Raw genomic sequence first — 18,837 nt, forward strand, 5'->3', positions numbered from 1 at the left:
GATGAAGCGGTTTTCCCTGGGAATACTACTGTTTTCCTTTCTGTGGCTAGGCGCCTGTACACGGGTGCCGGAGGGGGTTGAGCCCGTACAGAATTTCCAGCTGCAGCGCTATTTAGGCCACTGGTATGAGATAGCCCGCTTGGACCACTCTTTCGAGCGGGGTCTAACCCTGGTAACGGCGGACTACAGCCTCAACCCCGATGGTTCTGTCGCAGTGGTGAATACCGGTTATTCACAAGCGCGTGATGATTGGCAATTGGCGAGAGGGAAGGCCGAGTTTGTTGGTGCAAAAGATGTAGGACACTTGAAAGTTTCTTTCCTTGGGCCCTTTTATTCTTCCTATATCGTGATTGCCCTGGCAGGCGATTATCAATATGCGATGGTTTCCGGCTATAACAAATCCTATCTGTGGATCTTGTCCCGCACCCCGACTATGCCCAAGGATGTTCTGGAGCGGTTTTTACAGAAAGCTAAGGCGATGGGTTATCCCGTCGACCAGCTGATTTTCCCCAAGCAGGAGGCGCAGCCGGGTAATAAACCCTCCGCGCAGTCTTCAAGATAAGGGCCTATTCAAGATTCTGCGCTCCCTCCACCAGCTTGTGCAGACCAATAACAGCAAAATCAAAGCCGGCCATTGGCGCTCAATAGGCATTTTGCCTGAGTGACGATTATCAACTGGCCCCAAGCGTGCGGCGGCCATTTGTCGGGTCTCTCTGGTATTTAGGGACCGTTGCCACTGGGGCCAGTCCTGTTTGGCAAAGATATAGAAGTTTAATACCGGCTCCCCATCCATATCAGTCTTAAGCTGATGCCAGCCAGAACTCTGTGGCCAGAAGCTGTAACACTGGCCCTGGGTATTAGTATTTACAGCAATCCCGCCAATGGATTGGGACTCAGTTTGGGAGCTTAATAATATTGGTCTCTGATCAGAAAAAAGTGGGCTGCATAGGGTGATGCGTTCTTGTGTACGCGGTAACTCATTGGAGAGGATTACTGGCTGCTGACTACCCAAATGCTTGAGTTGGTAATCAATAATGGACTTCCACAGGCTGGCGAATTCAGTAGTAAAGCCACTGGTTAGCCAGCGATGGCTGCCACTAAATAGGATAAACCCCAGGTGTTGTGTCTCAGTCGAACGCCCCCAGAAAAGTGGGGGCTCTCCATTGCCCAGTAAAAAGTCGTAGGAGCCGGGCTGTGTGACTTTGAAGCCAAGATTACGCAGTGGGGGAATCTCCGGATTGTCCGCTTTTTGGTAGCCAAAGCTGGAGTGTAAGTGGGTGGCTTCTTCCTTTTGTAGAGGCATGGATTGGGCAGCAGCATATTGGAGAAACTCTTCAGAGCTATCGTCACTGACTAACCATAACAGTGACTTTGTAGTGGCCAGTTCGTTGAGCTGACGCTTTTGCAGAGCAGAAAATTGTGGCCACAAACTGCTGTCGAGTATCACTAAATCGAAGGGACTTTCATTCGTGAATAAATCCGCAGACTCGGTAAGTGGAAGGCCGTTGAGAGTTTCTTTTCTACTAATTTCAGGTGCCAACTGGGTCATCACTTGTGCTGTTACACCGGATTGGCGCAGCCAGCGGGAGAGGGCGGCTGTCTCAAAAGAGGGGCGTGCCAGCCACAGTAATAATTTGGGTTGGAGCGGTTCTCGCACCAGGATGGGTAAAGGATCTGTATGGGTTTCGCCGGCTTCGCTTTCCGTCCGTACCCGGTATAGCTGGGAGCCTACGAGTTTTGGAGTGGCAGTGAGTTGTGCCTGAATTGTTTCTCCCACTTTTAGCTCAAGACTGTCTTCAATATGGCCGTAGGGATTGAGCAGACTAATTTTTACGTTTTCAGTCAGTGGCTGGCTGTTGTGAACCTTTAACTTTAAAGAATCACCCAAGGTAATTTGCCGCTGCCAGTCCAATTCCCAGCGGCCATCAGATTCCAGGATTTTCGATAACTCCAGACGCACCGGTGCCAGGTCCCGAAGTTTGTCGCGGCCGAGTGGCTCCCCATTGAGAGAGATATATTCCACACCATTGAGATTTATTGGATGTGAGCTCGCCAGCTGTTTGCTGTCGATAGAGATATTGCGCTCGGTGGGAATGATTGCCGGCGGCTGCCAGAGCATCCAGGCACTCAACCAAATCGCCAGTTGCAGGCCATAGTCGAACGGCTTGGCACCTCGGCGGTGCAATAGTACGAGTGATGCTAAGCAGGCCAACAGGCACAGGCCGGGTATCAAGAAATCAATCACAATGACTTCTCCCCTTGCTGATGTAGCCAACGATTGAAATGGCCGTCGGCCTCAGCTTGCAAAGGCAGTGAAGGCGCAGACTCAGGTACTGGTAGTAGCTGATAGAGCAGCTGGCTCAGGGAGTCAGTGCAATCAACACAGTTCGGTTGTTGGTGGCGCTGCTGGTATAAACGTAGCTGTTTGGCGAGCTCCAGGCCGAGCTCTGGTGATTGCTCTGCAGCTAGCTCATTTATCTGCACCAGTAAATCGGTATCGAGTTCGGCTCCAGCATCTACCTGGGCCATTAGGGCGAGCACCTGTGCTCTTTGTATTTGTTCAAAGGCACTGTCGACAGTTTCTGGCGCTACGTCTTCCCGTTCACCGCTAAGCCGACGGCTTTCGTCTACGGGCGGCGCCTCGAAGCCGACTCTCTGTAAGTAAATACGTGAAGCCTGCTGTACTTCCTTGATAAACCTCAGAGCCCGGTGCTGGTGGGGCAGGGAGGCTTGGGGCTCTATAACCGACAGGTCGCGCCAGGAACTCCACATGGCATTCAGCGCGTTGCGCAGTAGCTCCTTGGTTTGGGGGTCGAACAGGGTGGCATGCTCTGAGCTGTCATGCCGGTGTCCGGCAGAAGCAGCTATGCGCTCTGCCTGTTGGAAATGGGAGTCTCGCTGTGCAAAGGGAGTGGCATTTTCTTCGCCATGTGCCTGGTGCTCACCTTGTTCTGTATGGTCGTGGCTATGGCCGTATTCGGACTCCTCTTCATCATCGTGCTTCTCGCTTTCTGCTCCAGAATGCTCCGCTTCCGAATCCTCTTCGCCGAGAAAGCGGCCGTAGCGCATGCGCAGCAAATTCTGTTCATAGGCTAAACCCTCGGAGCGTTTGCGAAACTCCTGTGGATGCAGCTGCTCTCGCTCGGCTAGTAGGGCCTCGGTGTCAATAATCAACTGACGTTGGCTGCGGAAGTACTCCGGTAATATCTTAATCGCCATCCCCTCGCTGTCACTCAGCCCGAAAATCTCTTCTTGCGGCCAGCGCAAGATAAAGTGTTGGCTCTTGGCAACGTTGGCGCTGGGCTCGCGGTTATCCCTGGCCTCCAAATACCAGTAGAGTTCATCTCCCGCTTCCATGGAAAACTGGTGGATGGGCAGGGTGAAATCGTAGCGAGCTGCTTTCTTATCTTCCGAGGAGTTTGTTAATAAAGCAGTGGGTTGCAAACTGGTGAGAGCAATACGCTCTTCGCGAAAGCGTAAATTTTCCCCTGTGCCGCTGGCGAGGGTGACCAATAAATCCGCAGAACTCACCTGGTAATCATCATTAATGATTACTTTCACGGGAATACTTTGAGCGCTGCCTTGAATCGTATCGACGCGCAAGCTGGGTGCCTCAAAGGTAAACTCCGGGGCACTGTCTTTTTGCACCCGAATATTATGAATTTCCGGCAATAGCATTTGGCTCTCCGCGAGTTGCACTGAGAGCTGGTAAAAGTCTGCTTTAGCGATCGTGCGTTGTAATTGCCATTTTTTACTGGGTAGATCACCTAGTGGAGAAAAGGCGAAGCGCTCAGTTTCGGCCAGCATTTCCAGCCCTTGCACCGGTTGATTCAATTCAAGTTGCCACTGGACCGCAGACTGTTCCGGCACATCGATTTGTAGGGATTGGTTGTTGGCTGTGAGCCCAGTGTAGGCGGGCGGCTGGATATGGGTTGCCGCGCGCGTTATGGCAAGTTTTTCGGCAACGGGAATAGCTGTATTTTGTTGCGTGGTCTCAGTTTTATCCCCGGTGAAGAGAGAATCGCTCAGTACAAATAACAATAGTCCCAGGCAGGCACCGAAGGCATTTGTCAGGGCACTGCGGAGTTTTTTTGGACCGAAAGACGATCTGTCGCCACTTTTTAGCAGTTGTTGCAGCTCTGTTTCGATACGCACGCGCTGTAATTGCTGCAATGGGCTTTGGTTGGTTTCCTGCTGGTTAAGCAACTGGCTGCTGTCTTGTAGCTGTGGATATTGTCCATCCAACTGTCGACATAGGCTTTCAGGGCTTAGGCGCCAGCTGCGATCCAATAGAATTGCTACAACAATAATTCCGAGCCAGGCGAACAATAACCACTGTGGCCAGCCGAATACAAAAATGCCCAAGCCAGCCAGAAGGCTGAGGCCAGTGGCAAGCCAGAGATAGGGCCGTAGGGCCGTCAGTTGCCAGCGCCTGCGCACAGCATTAAGGGTGGACTCACGCTTATCCATGGTCAGCCTCCCCGTTACTAACAGTTGCCATAATGACTGCAGGTCGCGATAGGATAATTAGGCGTTCAAAAGCCAGAAGTAACAGTAGGGCGGCTATTAACCAGGGTTGCAGTTGTACAATACGACGGTTTTTTACCTCGCTGTCTTCTACAGGAAGGCCTGCCCCAGCTATGTCTGCCACTACTTTTTTATTGGCAGACCAATAGCCACGATTTTGGTGTTGCAGAGCCCAGTCTTGCCCAGACCAGTGCTGCCACAGGAGTTCGGGCAAATCTGCGCGGCGATAAAAGGCCTCGCTGTACCAGTCACTTTCGTAGCGCAGCCAACTTCCCCGTCCCATTGAGGCCGCTTGAGCTGACTGGCTGTTATCCACAGCAACGAAGTTGAGATTATCGGTAGGGGGGATGCTGTTGTCGGTGATTAACAGGCCGCCATCTGAAACAAATTCCAGCACGGCTTGTGGCAGGGGCGCGGGGCCCGTGTAGATCAACCAATCTGCCTGCTCGGCATTGGGTGTCTCTTCTTGTTCCTGAATATGCACCGATAGTCCCGGCATATTGCCTTGCCAGTCTTCCAGCACAGGCGCCCACCAGCTGGGCGCCTTGCCCATTAAAGCGATACTCGGTAATGCCTGGCTCGGAGCTGTGGATGCTTTGTTGAGGCCGTGCCACTGCCAATGGGGACTGAATCTCAGTGCCTGGTGGGATGCTGGAACCCCGTTGTTTATCAACAGGATATGAGCCCTGCGCAAATCCGCCCGGCGTGATAGTGCTGATAGAGTTTTCCACAGGTCCACATTTTGTGGTGGGGGTGAGGTTACCGAAGGCGTTTCTGGGGATAACCACAGCACTTTATAACCTTCCCCCACAAGCTGCGGCAGTGAATTGTGGATAAATGTATTCGCTTCGCCCGCCCCAATTCTGGGGTCTACCAGTATCACGCCCTCTTGGGGATAAATTTTCCGTTTAATCAGCGGCTGAGCCAATAAACTTGCCAGCAGGGCGACGATTAGCAGGCGCAATAGCAGCAACCACTTGTTATCCACAAGAGGGCGGCGCGCGCGACTCTGTGAATATCTTTGTACCCATTGCAGCGCAGCAAAGGAGATCTGCTGTGGATTACTTCGGCGCAGCAAATGAATGGCGACAGGGATAATCAGGGCAGTGAATAGCCATAGCCACTGTGGGGATTGAAATAAGTTATTTATCCACAACATCTCAGCACAACCTGCCGTGCAGTTGAATAAATTGCTGCAATGACTTTTCCACAGGTTGCTCGATAAGGTCGGTCTGCAGTGAACACTCCTGTGTGGCAAAGCGTGCTTTTAACTCGCTCTGTGCTTGAGCAAAAGCATCCAGGTAAGACTGGCGTTGCCGCTCGGCGTCCACTTCTAAAGTTGCGGGAGTAATGGCGCTTACTTCTGGATTGAGCAGCTTTAGCTCTCCGCCAAAAGGAAAAGTCTGTTCTGCCTCAACTAACAATTGCAGTGGCAGGCAGGGGCGGCCGGCGGCATGCAAGCGTGCGGCAAAATCGCCGATCTCATTGCCCTGTTGAAAAAAATCACTCAGCAACACCACCTGACAGGGGCGTTCAAAGTATTGCCACAGCGGCGCCAGTTGAGCGCGATCTGGCCAGCGGTCGCTGGCGTCGAGTTGTTGTAGCTGAAGGGCGATTTGGCGCTGGTGGCTCTCACCCTGGCCTTCGGGCACATAAACCGTCCGGCTGTTGTTAAACGCCAATAGGGAATAGCTGTCTCCCTGGGCGTTGAGCAGCCAGCAGAGGCTGGCAATCCAGCACTTGGCGTAATGCAGTTTATTCAGGCTGGGCTCGACAAAGCTTGCCTGGCTCAGGGAGGCGCTGGTATCGAGCACAAAGCACACGTGCATACGGCTCTCCTGCTCGGTCTCGCGCACATAGTAGCGATCGCTACGGGCGAACAGTTTCCAGTCGATATGGCGAATGGAATCGCCCGCTTGATAGCCTCGGTATTGGTGAAATTCCAGACCGGTGCCACGGCGTTGGCTGTGTTGCACACCGAGCATCACGCCCTCGGCAATATGTCGCGACAGCCACACCAGATCGCGACAACTGGCCAGGGTTTTGGGGGACAGATATTCCACGCTGATCAGTCCCGGCCCGGTTCCGGCACCGCTGTCAGTAATTCGTCAATCAGCTGTGGCATCTGCACGCCATCGGCCTGGGCCTGGAAGCTGAGCAGCACCCGGTGGCGCAATACCGGCAGTAACAGGCTACGGATATCCTCGCGGGTGACGGCGAGGCGTCGCTGCAACAGGGCCCGCGCCTTGGCAGCGAGAATCAGAGCCTGTCCCGCGCGGGGACCGGCGCCCCACTTGATCCACTGTTGCAGGGTATCGCTGCCGCTGGTTTCCATGCGTGTAGCGCGCACTAGTGTCGCCACGTAGCGGTACAGATCGTCGCTGACATGAATTTCTCGCACCAGTTTCTGCATTTCCCGCAGTTGCTCCGCATCCAGGCTGGGACTGGGTTTGACCCTGCTGGCACCGGTGGTGGAGCGCAGGATTTCAACTTCATCCCGCTCATCGGGATAGTCGATATGAATATTTAACAGGAAGCGGTCCAGCTGAGCTTCCGGCAGCGGATAGGTGCCGGCCTGTTCGATGGGGTTTTGTGTGGCCAATACGAAATAGGGATCGGGCAATTTGAGTGTTTTACCGCCCACCGTTACTGAGCCTTCCTGCATGGACTCCAATAGGGCTGCCTGGGTTTTCGGCGGTGTGCGGTTAATTTCATCGGCGAGCAGGATATTGGTGAAAACCGGGCCCTGCTGGAATTTAAAAAAGCGCTTGCCGGTGCTGTGATCCTCTTCGAGGATCTCACTGCCGAGAATATCTCCGGGCATTAAATCCGGGGTGAACTGTACCCGCTTAAAATCCAGCGCACTGGCATCGGCGAGGGTTTTTACCAGCAGGGTTTTACCCAGTCCCGGCACCCCTTCGAGTAGGGCGTGGCCGCCGGCCAACAGGCAGATCAGCATCTGTTCCACCACAGGTTTCTGGCCGACAATCACCCGCGCAATTTCCTGTTGAAGATTGTCGAGGCTGTGCAGTTGTTGTTCGATACTATTTTCCAGGGTGGTCAGCATAATCAGCTCGTCAGTGCGTAAATAACAATGTTCACCGCAAATTTTGTGTTATCGATGGCGAGCCAGCGTTTGTTGCGGTAGTCGTAGTCCCATTCGCAGCCGAAATCTTTGTTGCTGTAAAGCACGGCGATACGGCCGTTTACAACAATGGCTTTCAGGTAGTCGTGTACCAGATCATCACCCCAGCCATTTAATTCAAAGCTGGTTACCGGCAATTCATCGAATTGAAAGAAACAGCGGTAGAGGTCGTGATTGTCCGGGAGTTTTTGCAGGCAGTCTTCGCCAAACAGCTCGGCCATTTGCGCTTCGAAGGATTTGGCAAAGAGACCGTCGATATCGTGGTTGCAGTCGTCAACAAATACAAAGCCACCGCGATTGACGTAATCGCGAAAATTCTTTGCCTCTTCCGTAGTGAATTGCACCAGCTTGTGTCCGGCCAGGTAGCAGAAAGGCGCCAGCAGCATTTTCTTATCGGCCAGCGGCACTATGTGCTCTTTGGGATCAACCCTGAGATTGGTGTATTCCACCAGTGAATTGAGCAGGTTGGAGGGCATGCGCTGATCCACATCCCAGTCACCGGATTCGTACATCAAGCGGGTGAAATAAAAATCGTAGTGCTCCTGTGCACTACCCGGTGCTGTATTTTGTGCGCGTGTGCCCAGAGGCAGCGCTGCGGCGCAGCTACCCAGGATCAGGCGCTGAAGAAAAGCCTTGCGGGTGAGGGACACGGGATAACTCTGTTACTGCGTTGGTTTATTGTTAGCTAGAAAGGAAAGTAGGTACTTCACTCAAGACCGTATGAGGCATGGATGCCGATTACGAGCGTACAGGGACGTATTCACAGCGCGTCTTGAGTGAAGTGCCTGCTTTCCTTTAATCATAACGCTAGGGCCATACCGGTTTTCCGGCCTGACCCCTGCGTGGATCAGTGATTAGCCCAGCTTGCGCTTGGTGTTAATCACATTGATACCGTCGAAGCGTGCAGTGGAACTACCGTGGGACACGGCACTGGTTTGCATCGGCTGTCCCTTACCGTCAAAGAAGGAACCACCCAGGCGGTAATCATCTTTGTCGCAGACTTGCGAACAGGCATTCCAGAATTCCTGGGTGTTGGACTGGTAAGCGACGTCCTCCACCATGCCGGTAATCTTGCCGTCTTCAATCTCGTAGAACAGCTGTCCACCAAACTGGAAGTTGTAGCGCTGCTGATCAATGGAGAAGGAACCGGCACCCACAATATAAATGCCTTTCTCCACATCCTTGATCATATCGTCGACGCTCAGCTCCTCCTTGCCAGGCAACAGCGAAACATTGGACATGCGCTGGAATTGCACGCTGGACCAACTATCTGCGTAGCAGCAGCCGTGGGATTTCTTTTGCCCCAGCATATGTACCTGGTCGCGGGTGGCCTGGTAGTTCACCAGCACACCGTCTTTTACCAGATCCCAGTTGCGGGTCTTCACGCCTTCATCATCGTAGCCGACGGCACCGAGAGAGCCGGGCTGTACCTTATCGGCAAACAGATTGACCTTGTCACTGCCGTATTGGAATTTGCCGCTGCGCCATTTATCGATAGTGGCGAAAGAGGTGCCGGCAAAGTTGGCCTCGTAGCCGAGCACGCGGTCCAGCTCCAGCGGGTGGCCGACGGATTCATGGATGGTGAGCCAAAGGTGGCTTGGGTCCAGGACCAGGTCGTACTTGCCTGGTTTGACCGATTTAGCCGTGAGCTTTTCCTTGGCTTGTTGCGCCGCCAGGCGTGCGTCTTCGGCCATATCGTAGGAATCGCGATAGAGCACCGTCTGCGCTTGGATCTTGTCTTCGGCGCGGCCATCCAGGTATTCAAAGCCGCGTCCTACCGGCTGGCTAAGGCCCTGGCGCGTGCGGAAGCCACCGGTTTTCTTGTCCACCGCGGTGACCGAGAAGGGCGCCCACAAACGGTGAACATCCTGGTCGATATAGGAGCCATCGGTAGAGGCAAAATACTTTTGCTCATTCACCAGGTACAACATGGAGTTGATATAGCTGGCGCCGGCATCCAGGGCAGACTTGTTTACATCCATCAACAGATCCACCTTGTCGGCCAGGGGGATCTGCATAGCGTTTTTCTGGATCGGTGTCTGCCAGCTGACTTCGCCATGACCTTTCACCGGGGCCAGTTGTACTGGCTCCTGCTGGTACTTGGAGTTGGCCTTGGCCGTGGCTACTGCCTGACGGGTGGCGCGGGCGACGCCATCGGCGGTCAGGTCATTGGTGGCAGCAAAGCCCCAGGTGCCATTAGCAATAACCCGAATGCCCATGCCGATAGATTCGGTGTTCACCACGTCCTGCACTTTCATCTCGCGGGTGATTACGTATTGATTCAGGTAGCGACCAATACGCACATCGGCATAAGTGGCGCCGAGTTTAGTGGCGGTATTCAGGGCGACATCGGCAAATTCTTTTTTTACCGAGAGATCAATACCGCTTTGGGTCAGTTTGCTCTCGGCCACCAGATTGCCGGACAGCGGCAACATGGAAACACCCAGGCCGGCACCGCTGAGCTGGAGAAATTTTCTTCTATCCATTTCGTTATCCTCAAGTGGTGCTGGCGGTTAAACGGCGTCAGAAAGGCTGCTGAAAGTAAAGTCGCGTACTTTCAGTGCGGGAATCATGGCGGACATGCCCCACATACCCACTCGCTGGGGGACGCCCATATCTTCGATATTGTTGAGCATGATTACCGGGCTCTCGTTGAAGCGGAAGTTCTTCACCGGGTATTTAATCTTGCCGTTTTCGATATAGAAGGTGCCGTCGCGGGTGAGGCCGGTGAGCAGCATGGACTGCGGATCGACCATACGGATATACCAGGTGCGGGATACCAAAATACCGCGGCGGGTATTTTTGATCAGTTCTTCGGTGGTTTTATCGCCGCCGATCATAATCAGGTTTTTGGGCTCGGGGACCACTTCGCCTTTGCTTTGCTCGGCCCAGTAGCGGCTGCGCGCCAGGTTTTTCACTACGCCGTCTTTCACCCATTCGGTGCGCCCCAGCTGCATAAAGTCACCGTCGGTCCAGGGTTGGGCCGGCACATCGAGGCTGGTGGGATCGGAGTAGAAATTTACGCGCTTGTCGAACATCTTCTCGCCGGTGCGGTTGCCGCCGCCCTTTTTGCTCATAAAGCTGCGGCCTTCGTCGGCACTGCGCGCATCGAAGCCGCTCATCATGTAACCCACCAGGCCGGACACCGCATTGGGCTCCAGAATCACGGTGTACTTGCCTGGCTCCAGAGCGCGGGCTTCCTGGGACAGGACCGCCTTGTCGATGGCGACAGAGGAAGTGCTGCCGGTATTCATGGCACCGAAATCGGTAACATCACTTTCAGCCCAGCCGGAACCCAGGCCATTCTCTGTGCGCATGGTTACGGTGAAGTTGGCGGAAGTGGAGGCGTGGTAGCCGAACAGGCCCTTGCTGGTGGCGACTGCGGCAAAAGAACGCTCATCTTCCAGATAACCTGCGGCAACCACCTTCTTTTCCTTGGCTGCAATAATGGAATCTGCGGCCGCCTTGGCGCGTTGGTCTGGGGTGATATCTGCGGTGGACTTGGCAAAGCCGTCTACGCTGACATATTTCTGTGGGCCCAGCATCGGCATGGCTTCCGGATTTTCTGGGGACAGCTTGGCCAGCTCTTCCGCGCGACGCATCACTTTTTCCAGGGAGGCATCGCTGAATTCGTTGATGGTGGCTACACCGGATTTCTTGCCGAAACGGGCCTCTACCGCCAGCTCGATATCGTTGACGATGCCACTGGTGGAAACACTGTTGCGCGCATAGCGAATGTTGCCGGTCTCGCTGCCGGCCAGCTGTGCGCTGGCTTCATCGGCGCGGCTGTATTTCAAAACCTTATCGAGAATACGCTTCGCTTCACTTCTACTCAGAATTGCCATTGCCTTTTCTCCAATTACTTATTCTTGTGCGCCCTTCAGGAAATCTTGCGCTTGGTATTGATTACATTAATTTGGTCAAAACGGGTGGTGGAGCAGCCGTGGGATACCGCACTTACCTGGCTGGGTTGGCCCTTACCATCGAAGAAGGTTCCGCCCAGGCGGTAGTCGCTGCTGTCGCATATCGCCGAGCAGGAATTCCAGAATTCCTGCGTGTTGGACTGGTAGGCAACGTCCTCAACCTGGCCGACGATCTCACCGTTTTTGATCTCATAGAACAGCTGTCCGCCGAACTGGAAGTTGTAGCGCTGCTGATCAATGGAGTAGGAGCCGCGCCCGACGATGTAAATGCCTTTTTCCACATCGCGGATCATGTCTTTGGCTGAGTACTTCTTTTCTCCCGGAGCCAGGGAGACATTGGGCATGCGCTGGAATTGCACGCTGGACCAGCTATCGCCGTAGCTGCAGCCGTGGGATTCCTTTTGGTCGATCATATGTACCTGATCGCGAGTGGCCTGGTAGTTCACCAGGATGCCATCTTTCACCAGATCCCAACGCTTGGTTTTAACCCCTTCGTCGTCATAGGCGACGGCACCGAGGGAGCCCGGTTGTACCTTGTCGGCAAACAGGGTGACTTTGTCGCTGCCGTACTGGAATTTACCGCTGCGCCACTTATCGAGAGTGGCGAAGGAAGTTCCGGCATAGTTGGCTTCGTAGCCCAGCACGCGGTCCAGTTCTAATGGGTGGCCCACAGATTCATGGATGGTCAGGCATAGGTGCGAGGGTTCCAGTACCAAGTCGTACTTGCCCGGATCGATGGATTTGGCCGATAGCTTGGCTTTGGCCTGCTCGGCCGCGAGCACGGCATCCTCGGCCATATCGTAGGAGGCTTTGTAGAGCGTGGTCTGTCCGCGAATTTTGTCTTTGTTGTGACCAGCCAGGTATTCATAACCCCTTCCCACTGGATCGCTGAGGCCATTGCGCGTTTTGAAGGCCCCACTTTTCTTATCCACAGCGGTCACCTGCATGGGCGCCCACAGGCGGTGGATATCCTGGTCGATATAGGAGCCGTCGCTGGAAGCAAAGTATTTCTGCTCATTGACTAAATACAGGGAAGAGCGAATATAGCTGGCTCCGGCTTTAAGTGCCCCATTGTTAACATCCATCAGGAAATCGACTTTATCACTGATGGGCACCTGCAGGGCATTCTGTTTGATCGGTGTCTGCCAGGAAACCTCGCCTGCGCCTTTAACCGGTGCCAAGCGCACTGGCTCGGTCTGATATTTGGCGTTGGCCTTGGCAACGGCAACCGCCTGGCGTGCGGCGCGGGCAACGCCATCGGCAGTCAGATCGTTGGTGGCGGCGAAACCCCAGGTGCCATTGGCGATTACGCGGATACCGGCGCCGAGGGATTCCGTATTGACGATATTCTCCACGTTGGTTTCGCGGGTCATCACGTACTGGTTGAGATAGCGACCGATGCGCACATCGGTATAACTGGCACCGGCTTTGCGCGCCGTATTCAGGGCGACATCTGCCAGGTGTCGTTTGTGAGAGCTGTGCATGCCCTCATTGAGCAGTTGCTCGGCGCTGACCTGAATGCCCTGCAGTGGTAATAAAATACCACTAGAGCCGACGCCGGCGATCTTGAGGAATTTTCTTCTTTCCATTGGCTACCTTTATCCCCCCATAGCGTTTGGGGGTGTGCTTATTGTTATTGTGCCCGATACATACAAGAGGCCCGGCCGGGCGCCTTGTCCAGACAACAAACCTATACAGGTAACAGGCCATGATTGCTTTTGTAAAGTGTTGGTTCGGTGAAATGAGGTTTGCTAGGGGCAAATGGTTACGGAAAGAGGAGGGGGATGAATCAAGTTGCTAAAGGGCTGCGCGCTGGCGCACCTCAGCAAAAGTCGTTTCTATAAGCAAATTGCCGTTACGAAACACTGGTCTCAGAAAGTTCTTGTATTGATTTACATCCTCCAGACGAATGGTTCTGAAGTCGCCATTCTCGCATTGAATCAGGGCCAGGCGTCCGCGCTTGGATTTTTTCTCTGGCCCTGTGCGCGGGTCCTTGTAGATGTCTCGCCAGATACCGTTGATGCGAATAGCACTGGCTTTCATGGCAAAGCTCATTAAGTCCCTGTCGACTTTTTGCAGCAGTCCGCCGCCCATACCGAAAGCGACATTCTCGGCACTCTGCTTATGCTTCTGCATTGCCTGCAGTATTTTGGGGATAGTGAAGCGAGAGATGCTATCTCCTTGGATAACACGAATATACTCAGGCAAAACACGGTAACCTTTGCTGTTGGTGTGAGCCCCAAATATATGCATCAATCGCTCTATACACTCGACAACAATCTGTACAGGGTTGCCGGAGTCTGGGCGGATAACCAAGGTCCCACCACTGGTTTGAATCGTGTTTTTTAATTGGCCACCCCAGATATTTTCCACTGCATGCCATAAATCATAGCTATCACTGACCACAGCAACGGTTTTATTTTTTCCGGAAAAATGTTGCAGAATGTTCTGATAGGCCAATGCTTCCCCATCCCGGCCCCAGGCGGTAATGGTGCTATGCTCCGCAGCCGGAATAGAAAATCCAGGCATATCGGCATGGTAAAAATTTCTCGCACCTAATATTCCTGAGAGAGTATCTGTTCCGTAAAAATTCACTAGATGAGCCATACCGCCCAACGTGGCACTTTCCAAGCTACTGGCCCCACGCGCACCGAAATCGTGTAATTGAAAGGGGAGACTCTTTTGGCTGTCGGCCGTTTGCTGTAAATAATGTGCAATGATTTTTTTGATTTCCCGACTCTGTGTGGCGACAGTACACGGATACCAGAGAGCGCGTACCAGTGCGGTCTCAAGATAACTGGTCAACCAGAAACAGGATGGGCAGGTGTTAACAATTTGTGCCATAACATTGTGTAAAGGAATAATGCCTCCTTCCTCTACAGCACAAATCTCTAAAGGCAGCAGCCCTCGATGTTTACTGACGATATGTTCCCAGCCCGCGCGATTAAAGGGCAAACCGTGGGCCTTGAGTAGCTTTCCTGCCTCTTCGATATTGGCAAATGTGATAGGTCTTTGTAGGTACTGTTTAATAAAAGCTTGTAAACCAAAAAATACCGTTTCAGAAAGTTCCCCGCCGCGGCACTCGATATAGCTGCTAATAAATTCCGTACCTGGTGGATATTGCAGGTAGTGGCTGGCTTTATAGCTATCGACATTGAGAATCAGGTTTTCTATCGACATTACATCCGTCAGTTGGCGATGGAACTATGGGTGTGTCGCCAAAAGCCTGTTTCTGGGTGTGAAAATCAAAAATATTTTTGCGGGAATTTATCCCTGTAAGGATGTGTAATTTAAAACAACTGGCGGTAATCAGAACAATTCCTTACAAAAATCCCCTGAATTATAGATAGCACAATCAACAAAAGATTATTTTTCCACACCGGCTGGTTCTGTCGTACCAATAGGTCATGCGAGTTTTAATTGACCCTACACATAGTGGTGTGTACTTTTGTATACATGGCAAGCAAGGGATCATTATGCTCAATAAAACACAATCTATATCGGCACGCCTATCGGCGGAAGATTATGCATATTTGATGTCGATTGATCGCAATGGGGCGGTCACCCAAAGTGAAAAAGTACGCGAAATTATTGCAATGGCGAGAGAGTCTATTGGCGGGGATTGTCTTTCCCGCAGCTATCTCTCCTCTGCAGAGGCCATGCTGCCGTTGAAGGCTCGTTATCTGGAGGAAAACCAGCGGAGTCTGTTGATTGAGGCGGTAATGGACTTGCTCACAGAAGGTGCCGCCATTATCCAAAATGTGGCCGGTAAAGAGCCAATGGCACCGGAATTGGAGAAAGACTTGTTGCCAAGTGTCGAGGCTTTCCTGGAAAAAATGTTGCTGTTGTCACAACAGAGCAGTCCACGCAGCATTCACTGTGATTCCGCCGTGAGAATTCGTGAACGCCTTGAAAGTGAAACTGCGGAATAAGTATCTGCGCAAATGGGCTTTATGGTTAAGCAAGCGGCAGAATTACTGTTGAAAAAAAGCGGTAATTTAGCAGCCTGTTGTGGTAAGTACTTAATAAAGTTTGTCAGATTTTGAGGGACTTGGTCTGGCTTTGGTGAAAATTGAAATAATAAAAGGAAAGAAAATTTTGAGAGAAGGATTAATTAAGCGCATTTCACGCTTAATCTCTGTGTCAGCGAATGCAGTTGTGGACTCAGTTGAAGCTGCTGCGCCAGAGTCAGTGATGGAACAGGCAATCCGGGATGTGGATGATGCGATTAAGGATGTGCGAGATCAGCTAGGGAAAGCAGAAGCATCTAAATATCTAAATAGTAGAACGTTAAACGAAGAAAAAACACGTCATAAACGTTTAGCTGAACAAATTACCATCGCTGTAAATGAAGGTCGTGATGATTTGGCTGAAGTCGCCATCGCCAAGCAAATGGATATTGAGGTGCAGCTTCCAATTTTAGAGAAAGCGATCAGTGAAAATGAGATAGAAATAAAGGAACTAGGTTCTTATATTCTTGCTCTGCAAGGTAAGAAGCGTGAAATGCGTGAGCAATTACAGGAATTTATTGCAGTCAATAAAAATGCAAGAGGTAGCGTTGTTACTGATGAATATGGTAGGGATAGAAAGTCGAAAGCCCAGGTAGAACAAGCTACAGATGCATTTAATCGAGCAATAGGTAGTACAGCTATATCGACATTTGATTCCGAAATAGATGCCAGTAAGTTAGCAGAGCTTGAGGAGTTTGCACGAAATAATCGTGTGAAAGAACGTTTAGCCAAAATTAAATCGGGGGGCTGATGATATTTTTGTTGCAAGATCAAAACCTGATCTTCACTGGCGCGCTATTTTTAATGTTTATGATAGCGCTTCTTGAAGGCGTGATGACATTGATTGGTGTTGGTATTTCAGACTTACTGGATAACGTACTACCAGATTTTAATGTTGACGTACCAGACACAGGGTTATCAGGGGGGATGACTAAACTACTCGGATGGTTACGCTTTGGGGAAGTGCCTGCACTTATCCTGTTAGTTACTTTTTTGGTTGGTTTTGGAGTAACGGGCTTATTAATCCAAATGCTCATGGAGTCATTCTTTGGGTATCTATTGCCGGGTGGTTTACTTGCTGTCGGAGTCCTTTTCCTGGCTCTCCCCCAGGTACGTTTTGTTGGCAATATTATGCGACGCTTTGCCGTGGGTGATGAATCTGAGGCGGTTGAGAGAAACTCCTTTATTGGCCGTGTAGCGATTATTACGATCGGCAGAGCAGAAGCCGGTTCACCGGCAGAGGCGCGTTTTAGTGATGAATACGGAACCACACACTATGTAATGGTGGAGCCGGATGAGAGTGAAATATTTAATCAGGGGGATAAGGTGTTACTGGTTGAAGAGCTGGGAGCACATTTTCGAGTAACTCGCCCCAGCAGTATACATCTTATGGAGAATAACTAAATGGAGAATCTAGCAGTGATAGGAAACCTTCCGATTATGGTATTTATTGCCGGGGCTATATTAGTGGCCCTGATTGTTATTGGGACTATTTTTGCAAGGCTTTATACCCGTGCCTCTAAAGAGCGTTCTTTTGTGCGTACCGGTATGGGTGGGCAAAAAGTCATTATGAATGGTGGTGCACTGGTATTACCGGTGTTGCACGAAATTATTCCGGTAAATATGAATACCCTGCGCCTTGCGGTATCCCGTAAAGAGCACCAGGCGCTGATTACCAAAGATCGTATGCGTGTCGATGTACTCGCGGAATTCTATTTGCGCGTGAAGCCCGATGCCGAGGCGATTGCCAATGCGGCACAGACTTTGGGCCTACGCACTCTGGACCCCGAAGCCTTGAAGGAAATGATTGAGGGTAAATTTGTTGACGCACTACGCTCTGTGGCTGCCGAAATGGAAATGGCAGAATTACACGAGCAACGCAGCCAGTTTGTGCAAAAAGTACAACAAGTAGTTTCCGAGGATCTATTAAAGAATGGACTGGAACTGGAGTCTGTCTCTTTGACCGGTCTGGACCAGACCCACAAAGAGTTTTTTAACCAGGATAATGTCTTCGATGCCGAAGGCCTTGCCAGCATGACCCGCTCTATTGAAGCGCGCCGCAAGGAAGTGAACGACGTCGAACAGGAAACTATGGTGCAGATCGAGAAGAAAAACCTCGAAGCCGAGCGCCAGAAACTGGAAATCGATAAAGAAAAACGTTACGCCCATTTGGAGCAACAGCGCGAGTTGGAAAATCGCGAAGCCGCACAAAAAGCTGATATTGCTCGTGAACTGGCCGCACAAGACAGGGCTGCGCGTCAGGCAGAAATTGAAGCCCAGCGTGAAGTTAGCCAATCCCAGATTGCTGCAGAGCAGGCGACTAAACTGTTGGAGATTGAAAAGGAGCGCCGCCTGAAAGAGCAGGAAATTGAGCGCGAGCGTATTCTCGATGAGCAGCGTATCTCCAAAGAGAAATCTGTAGAGATTGCGGAGCAAGAGCGGGCAATTGCCGTTGCGGAAAAATCCAAAGAGCAGTCCCAGGCAGACCAGCAGGCCAACGTTGCACTGGCTGAAGCGGTAAAAGCGGAGGAGCAGGTGCGCACTGCCAAGGACGTAGAAGTGGCAGAGCGTGATAAGCGCATTGAGATTATCGAAGCCCAGAAAGTGGCTGAGCGTCAGGCTACCGGTATTAAAGTAATGGCCGAAGCGGAGAAGTCAGCTGCAGAAGATAAAGCCGAAGCACTTCGCCTGCAGGCTTCTGCAGAGGCAGAGGCAATTCGTATTAAGGTTGAAGCAGATCGCGAGAAATACGCCGTGGATGCTGAAGGTCAGCGTCTGATGAACGAGGCATACAACAGTCTCAGTGAAGCTCAGATTGCATTGAAGAAGGTGCTGAGCCTGCATGAGAATCTGCCCAATATTATCCGTGAAAGTGTTAAACCGATGGAAAGTATTGATGGCATGAAAATTATTTCTGTCGAAGGTTTAAATGGTGTGGATGGTCGTGCCTCCAGTGGAATTCTGGATGGAGAGTCGGAAGCTAAAGGCCAAAGCCTGCCGGAAGCTTTAGTCGGCAGTGCTCTGAAGCACCGTGCGATGGCCCCCTTAGTGGATTCTCTCTTGAAAGAAGCGGGTGTTGGCAACTTAAGTAAACCCGTTGAGACAGAGAGTTAATATTTTTCAGATTTGGTAGATAAACGATATTCGAGTTTTATTTACTAGTTACTTATCTGATAAAAACTCTAATCTCGCAACCCAGGTCTTTAAAAAAGATCTGGGTTATTTTTTATGG

The 18,837-nt window shown here is 51.7% G+C and carries 15 protein-coding genes; 5 read left to right on the forward strand and 10 right to left on the reverse strand.

Going from position 1 to position 18,837, the window contains the following annotated elements; all coding sequences use genetic code 11:
* Window position 1 precedes the first annotated feature (1 nt).
* Complete coding sequence (locus ACJJIO_RS10360) at window positions 2-562, forward strand: lipocalin family protein (RefSeq protein WP_444910928.1); 561 nt, start codon at window positions 2-4, stop codon at window positions 560-562.
* Here the strand turns inward: ACJJIO_RS10360 and ACJJIO_RS10365 are convergent.
* The 10 genes from ACJJIO_RS10365 to ACJJIO_RS10410 all read right to left on the reverse strand — a co-directional run bounded on the left by ACJJIO_RS10365 (window position 554) and on the right by ACJJIO_RS10410 (window position 14,775).
* Window positions 554-2,245 (reverse strand): hypothetical protein, encoded by a 1,692-nt coding sequence (locus tag ACJJIO_RS10365; protein ID WP_444910929.1) that lies wholly within the window; start codon window positions 2,243-2,245, stop codon window positions 554-556. The genes ACJJIO_RS10360 and ACJJIO_RS10365 overlap by 9 nt on opposite strands.
* Entirely contained in the window at window positions 2,242-4,470 is a 2,229-nt protein-coding gene (locus ACJJIO_RS10370) for a hypothetical protein (RefSeq protein WP_444910930.1), read from the reverse strand. The genes ACJJIO_RS10365 and ACJJIO_RS10370 overlap by 4 nt, the downstream gene beginning before the upstream one ends.
* On the reverse strand, window positions 4,463-5,686 hold the full coding sequence (locus ACJJIO_RS10375) for an N-terminal double-transmembrane domain-containing protein (RefSeq protein ID WP_444903563.1): 1,224 nt from the start codon (window positions 5,684-5,686) through the stop codon (window positions 4,463-4,465). Before ACJJIO_RS10375 ends, ACJJIO_RS10370 begins: the two co-directional genes overlap by 8 nt.
* 1 nt (window position 5,687) lies before the next feature.
* A complete protein-coding gene (locus tag ACJJIO_RS10380; protein ID WP_444903564.1) occupies window positions 5,688-6,590 on the reverse strand; it encodes a DUF58 domain-containing protein in 903 nt (300 codons plus the stop codon).
* Window positions 6,591-6,595: 5 nt separating this feature from the next.
* Window positions 6,596-7,594 (reverse strand): AAA family ATPase, encoded by a 999-nt coding sequence (locus tag ACJJIO_RS10385; RefSeq protein WP_444910931.1) that lies wholly within the window; start codon window positions 7,592-7,594, stop codon window positions 6,596-6,598.
* Window positions 7,595-7,596: 2 nt separating this feature from the next.
* A complete protein-coding gene (locus ACJJIO_RS10390; RefSeq protein WP_282930459.1) occupies window positions 7,597-8,322 on the reverse strand; it encodes a DUF4159 domain-containing protein in 726 nt (241 codons plus the stop codon).
* A 204-nt stretch (window positions 8,323-8,526) separates the two neighbouring features.
* Window positions 8,527-10,158 (reverse strand): TldD/PmbA family protein, encoded by a 1,632-nt coding sequence (locus ACJJIO_RS10395; protein WP_252084063.1) that lies wholly within the window; start codon window positions 10,156-10,158, stop codon window positions 8,527-8,529.
* Between the two features lie 27 nt (window positions 10,159-10,185).
* Window positions 10,186-11,517 (reverse strand): TldD/PmbA family protein, encoded by a 1,332-nt coding sequence (locus ACJJIO_RS10400; RefSeq protein ID WP_444883341.1) that lies wholly within the window; start codon window positions 11,515-11,517, stop codon window positions 10,186-10,188.
* Between the two features lie 35 nt (window positions 11,518-11,552).
* Entirely contained in the window at window positions 11,553-13,184 is a 1,632-nt protein-coding gene (locus ACJJIO_RS10405) for a TldD/PmbA family protein (RefSeq protein ID WP_444910932.1), read from the reverse strand.
* 208 nt (window positions 13,185-13,392) lie between these two features.
* On the reverse strand, window positions 13,393-14,775 hold the full coding sequence (locus ACJJIO_RS10410) for a nicotinate phosphoribosyltransferase (RefSeq protein ID WP_444910933.1): 1,383 nt from the start codon (window positions 14,773-14,775) through the stop codon (window positions 13,393-13,395).
* Between the two features lie 296 nt (window positions 14,776-15,071).
* Between ACJJIO_RS10410 and ACJJIO_RS10415 the strand changes: the two genes are divergently transcribed.
* The 4 genes from ACJJIO_RS10415 (at window position 15,072) to ACJJIO_RS10430 (ending at window position 18,719) form a co-directional block, all read left to right on the forward strand.
* Window positions 15,072-15,527: a hypothetical protein gene (locus ACJJIO_RS10415; RefSeq protein WP_444910934.1), complete on the forward strand. Its 456-nt coding sequence runs from the start codon at window positions 15,072-15,074 to the stop codon at window positions 15,525-15,527.
* Window positions 15,528-15,627: 100 nt separating this feature from the next.
* Window positions 15,628-16,356, forward strand: coding sequence for a PspA/IM30 family protein (locus ACJJIO_RS10420; RefSeq protein WP_444910935.1), 729 nt, complete (start codon window positions 15,628-15,630; stop codon window positions 16,354-16,356).
* A complete protein-coding gene (locus ACJJIO_RS10425) occupies window positions 16,356-17,009 on the forward strand; it encodes a YqiJ family protein (RefSeq protein ID WP_444910936.1) in 654 nt (217 codons plus the stop codon). Before ACJJIO_RS10420 ends, ACJJIO_RS10425 begins: the two co-directional genes overlap by 1 nt.
* Window positions 17,010-18,719, forward strand: a complete 1,710-nt coding sequence (locus ACJJIO_RS10430; protein WP_444891647.1) for a flotillin family protein — start codon at window positions 17,010-17,012, stop codon at window positions 18,717-18,719.
* Window positions 18,720-18,837: the final 118 nt, after the last annotated feature.

Source organism: Microbulbifer mixtoriginis (SeqCode) (assembly GCF_052467235.1).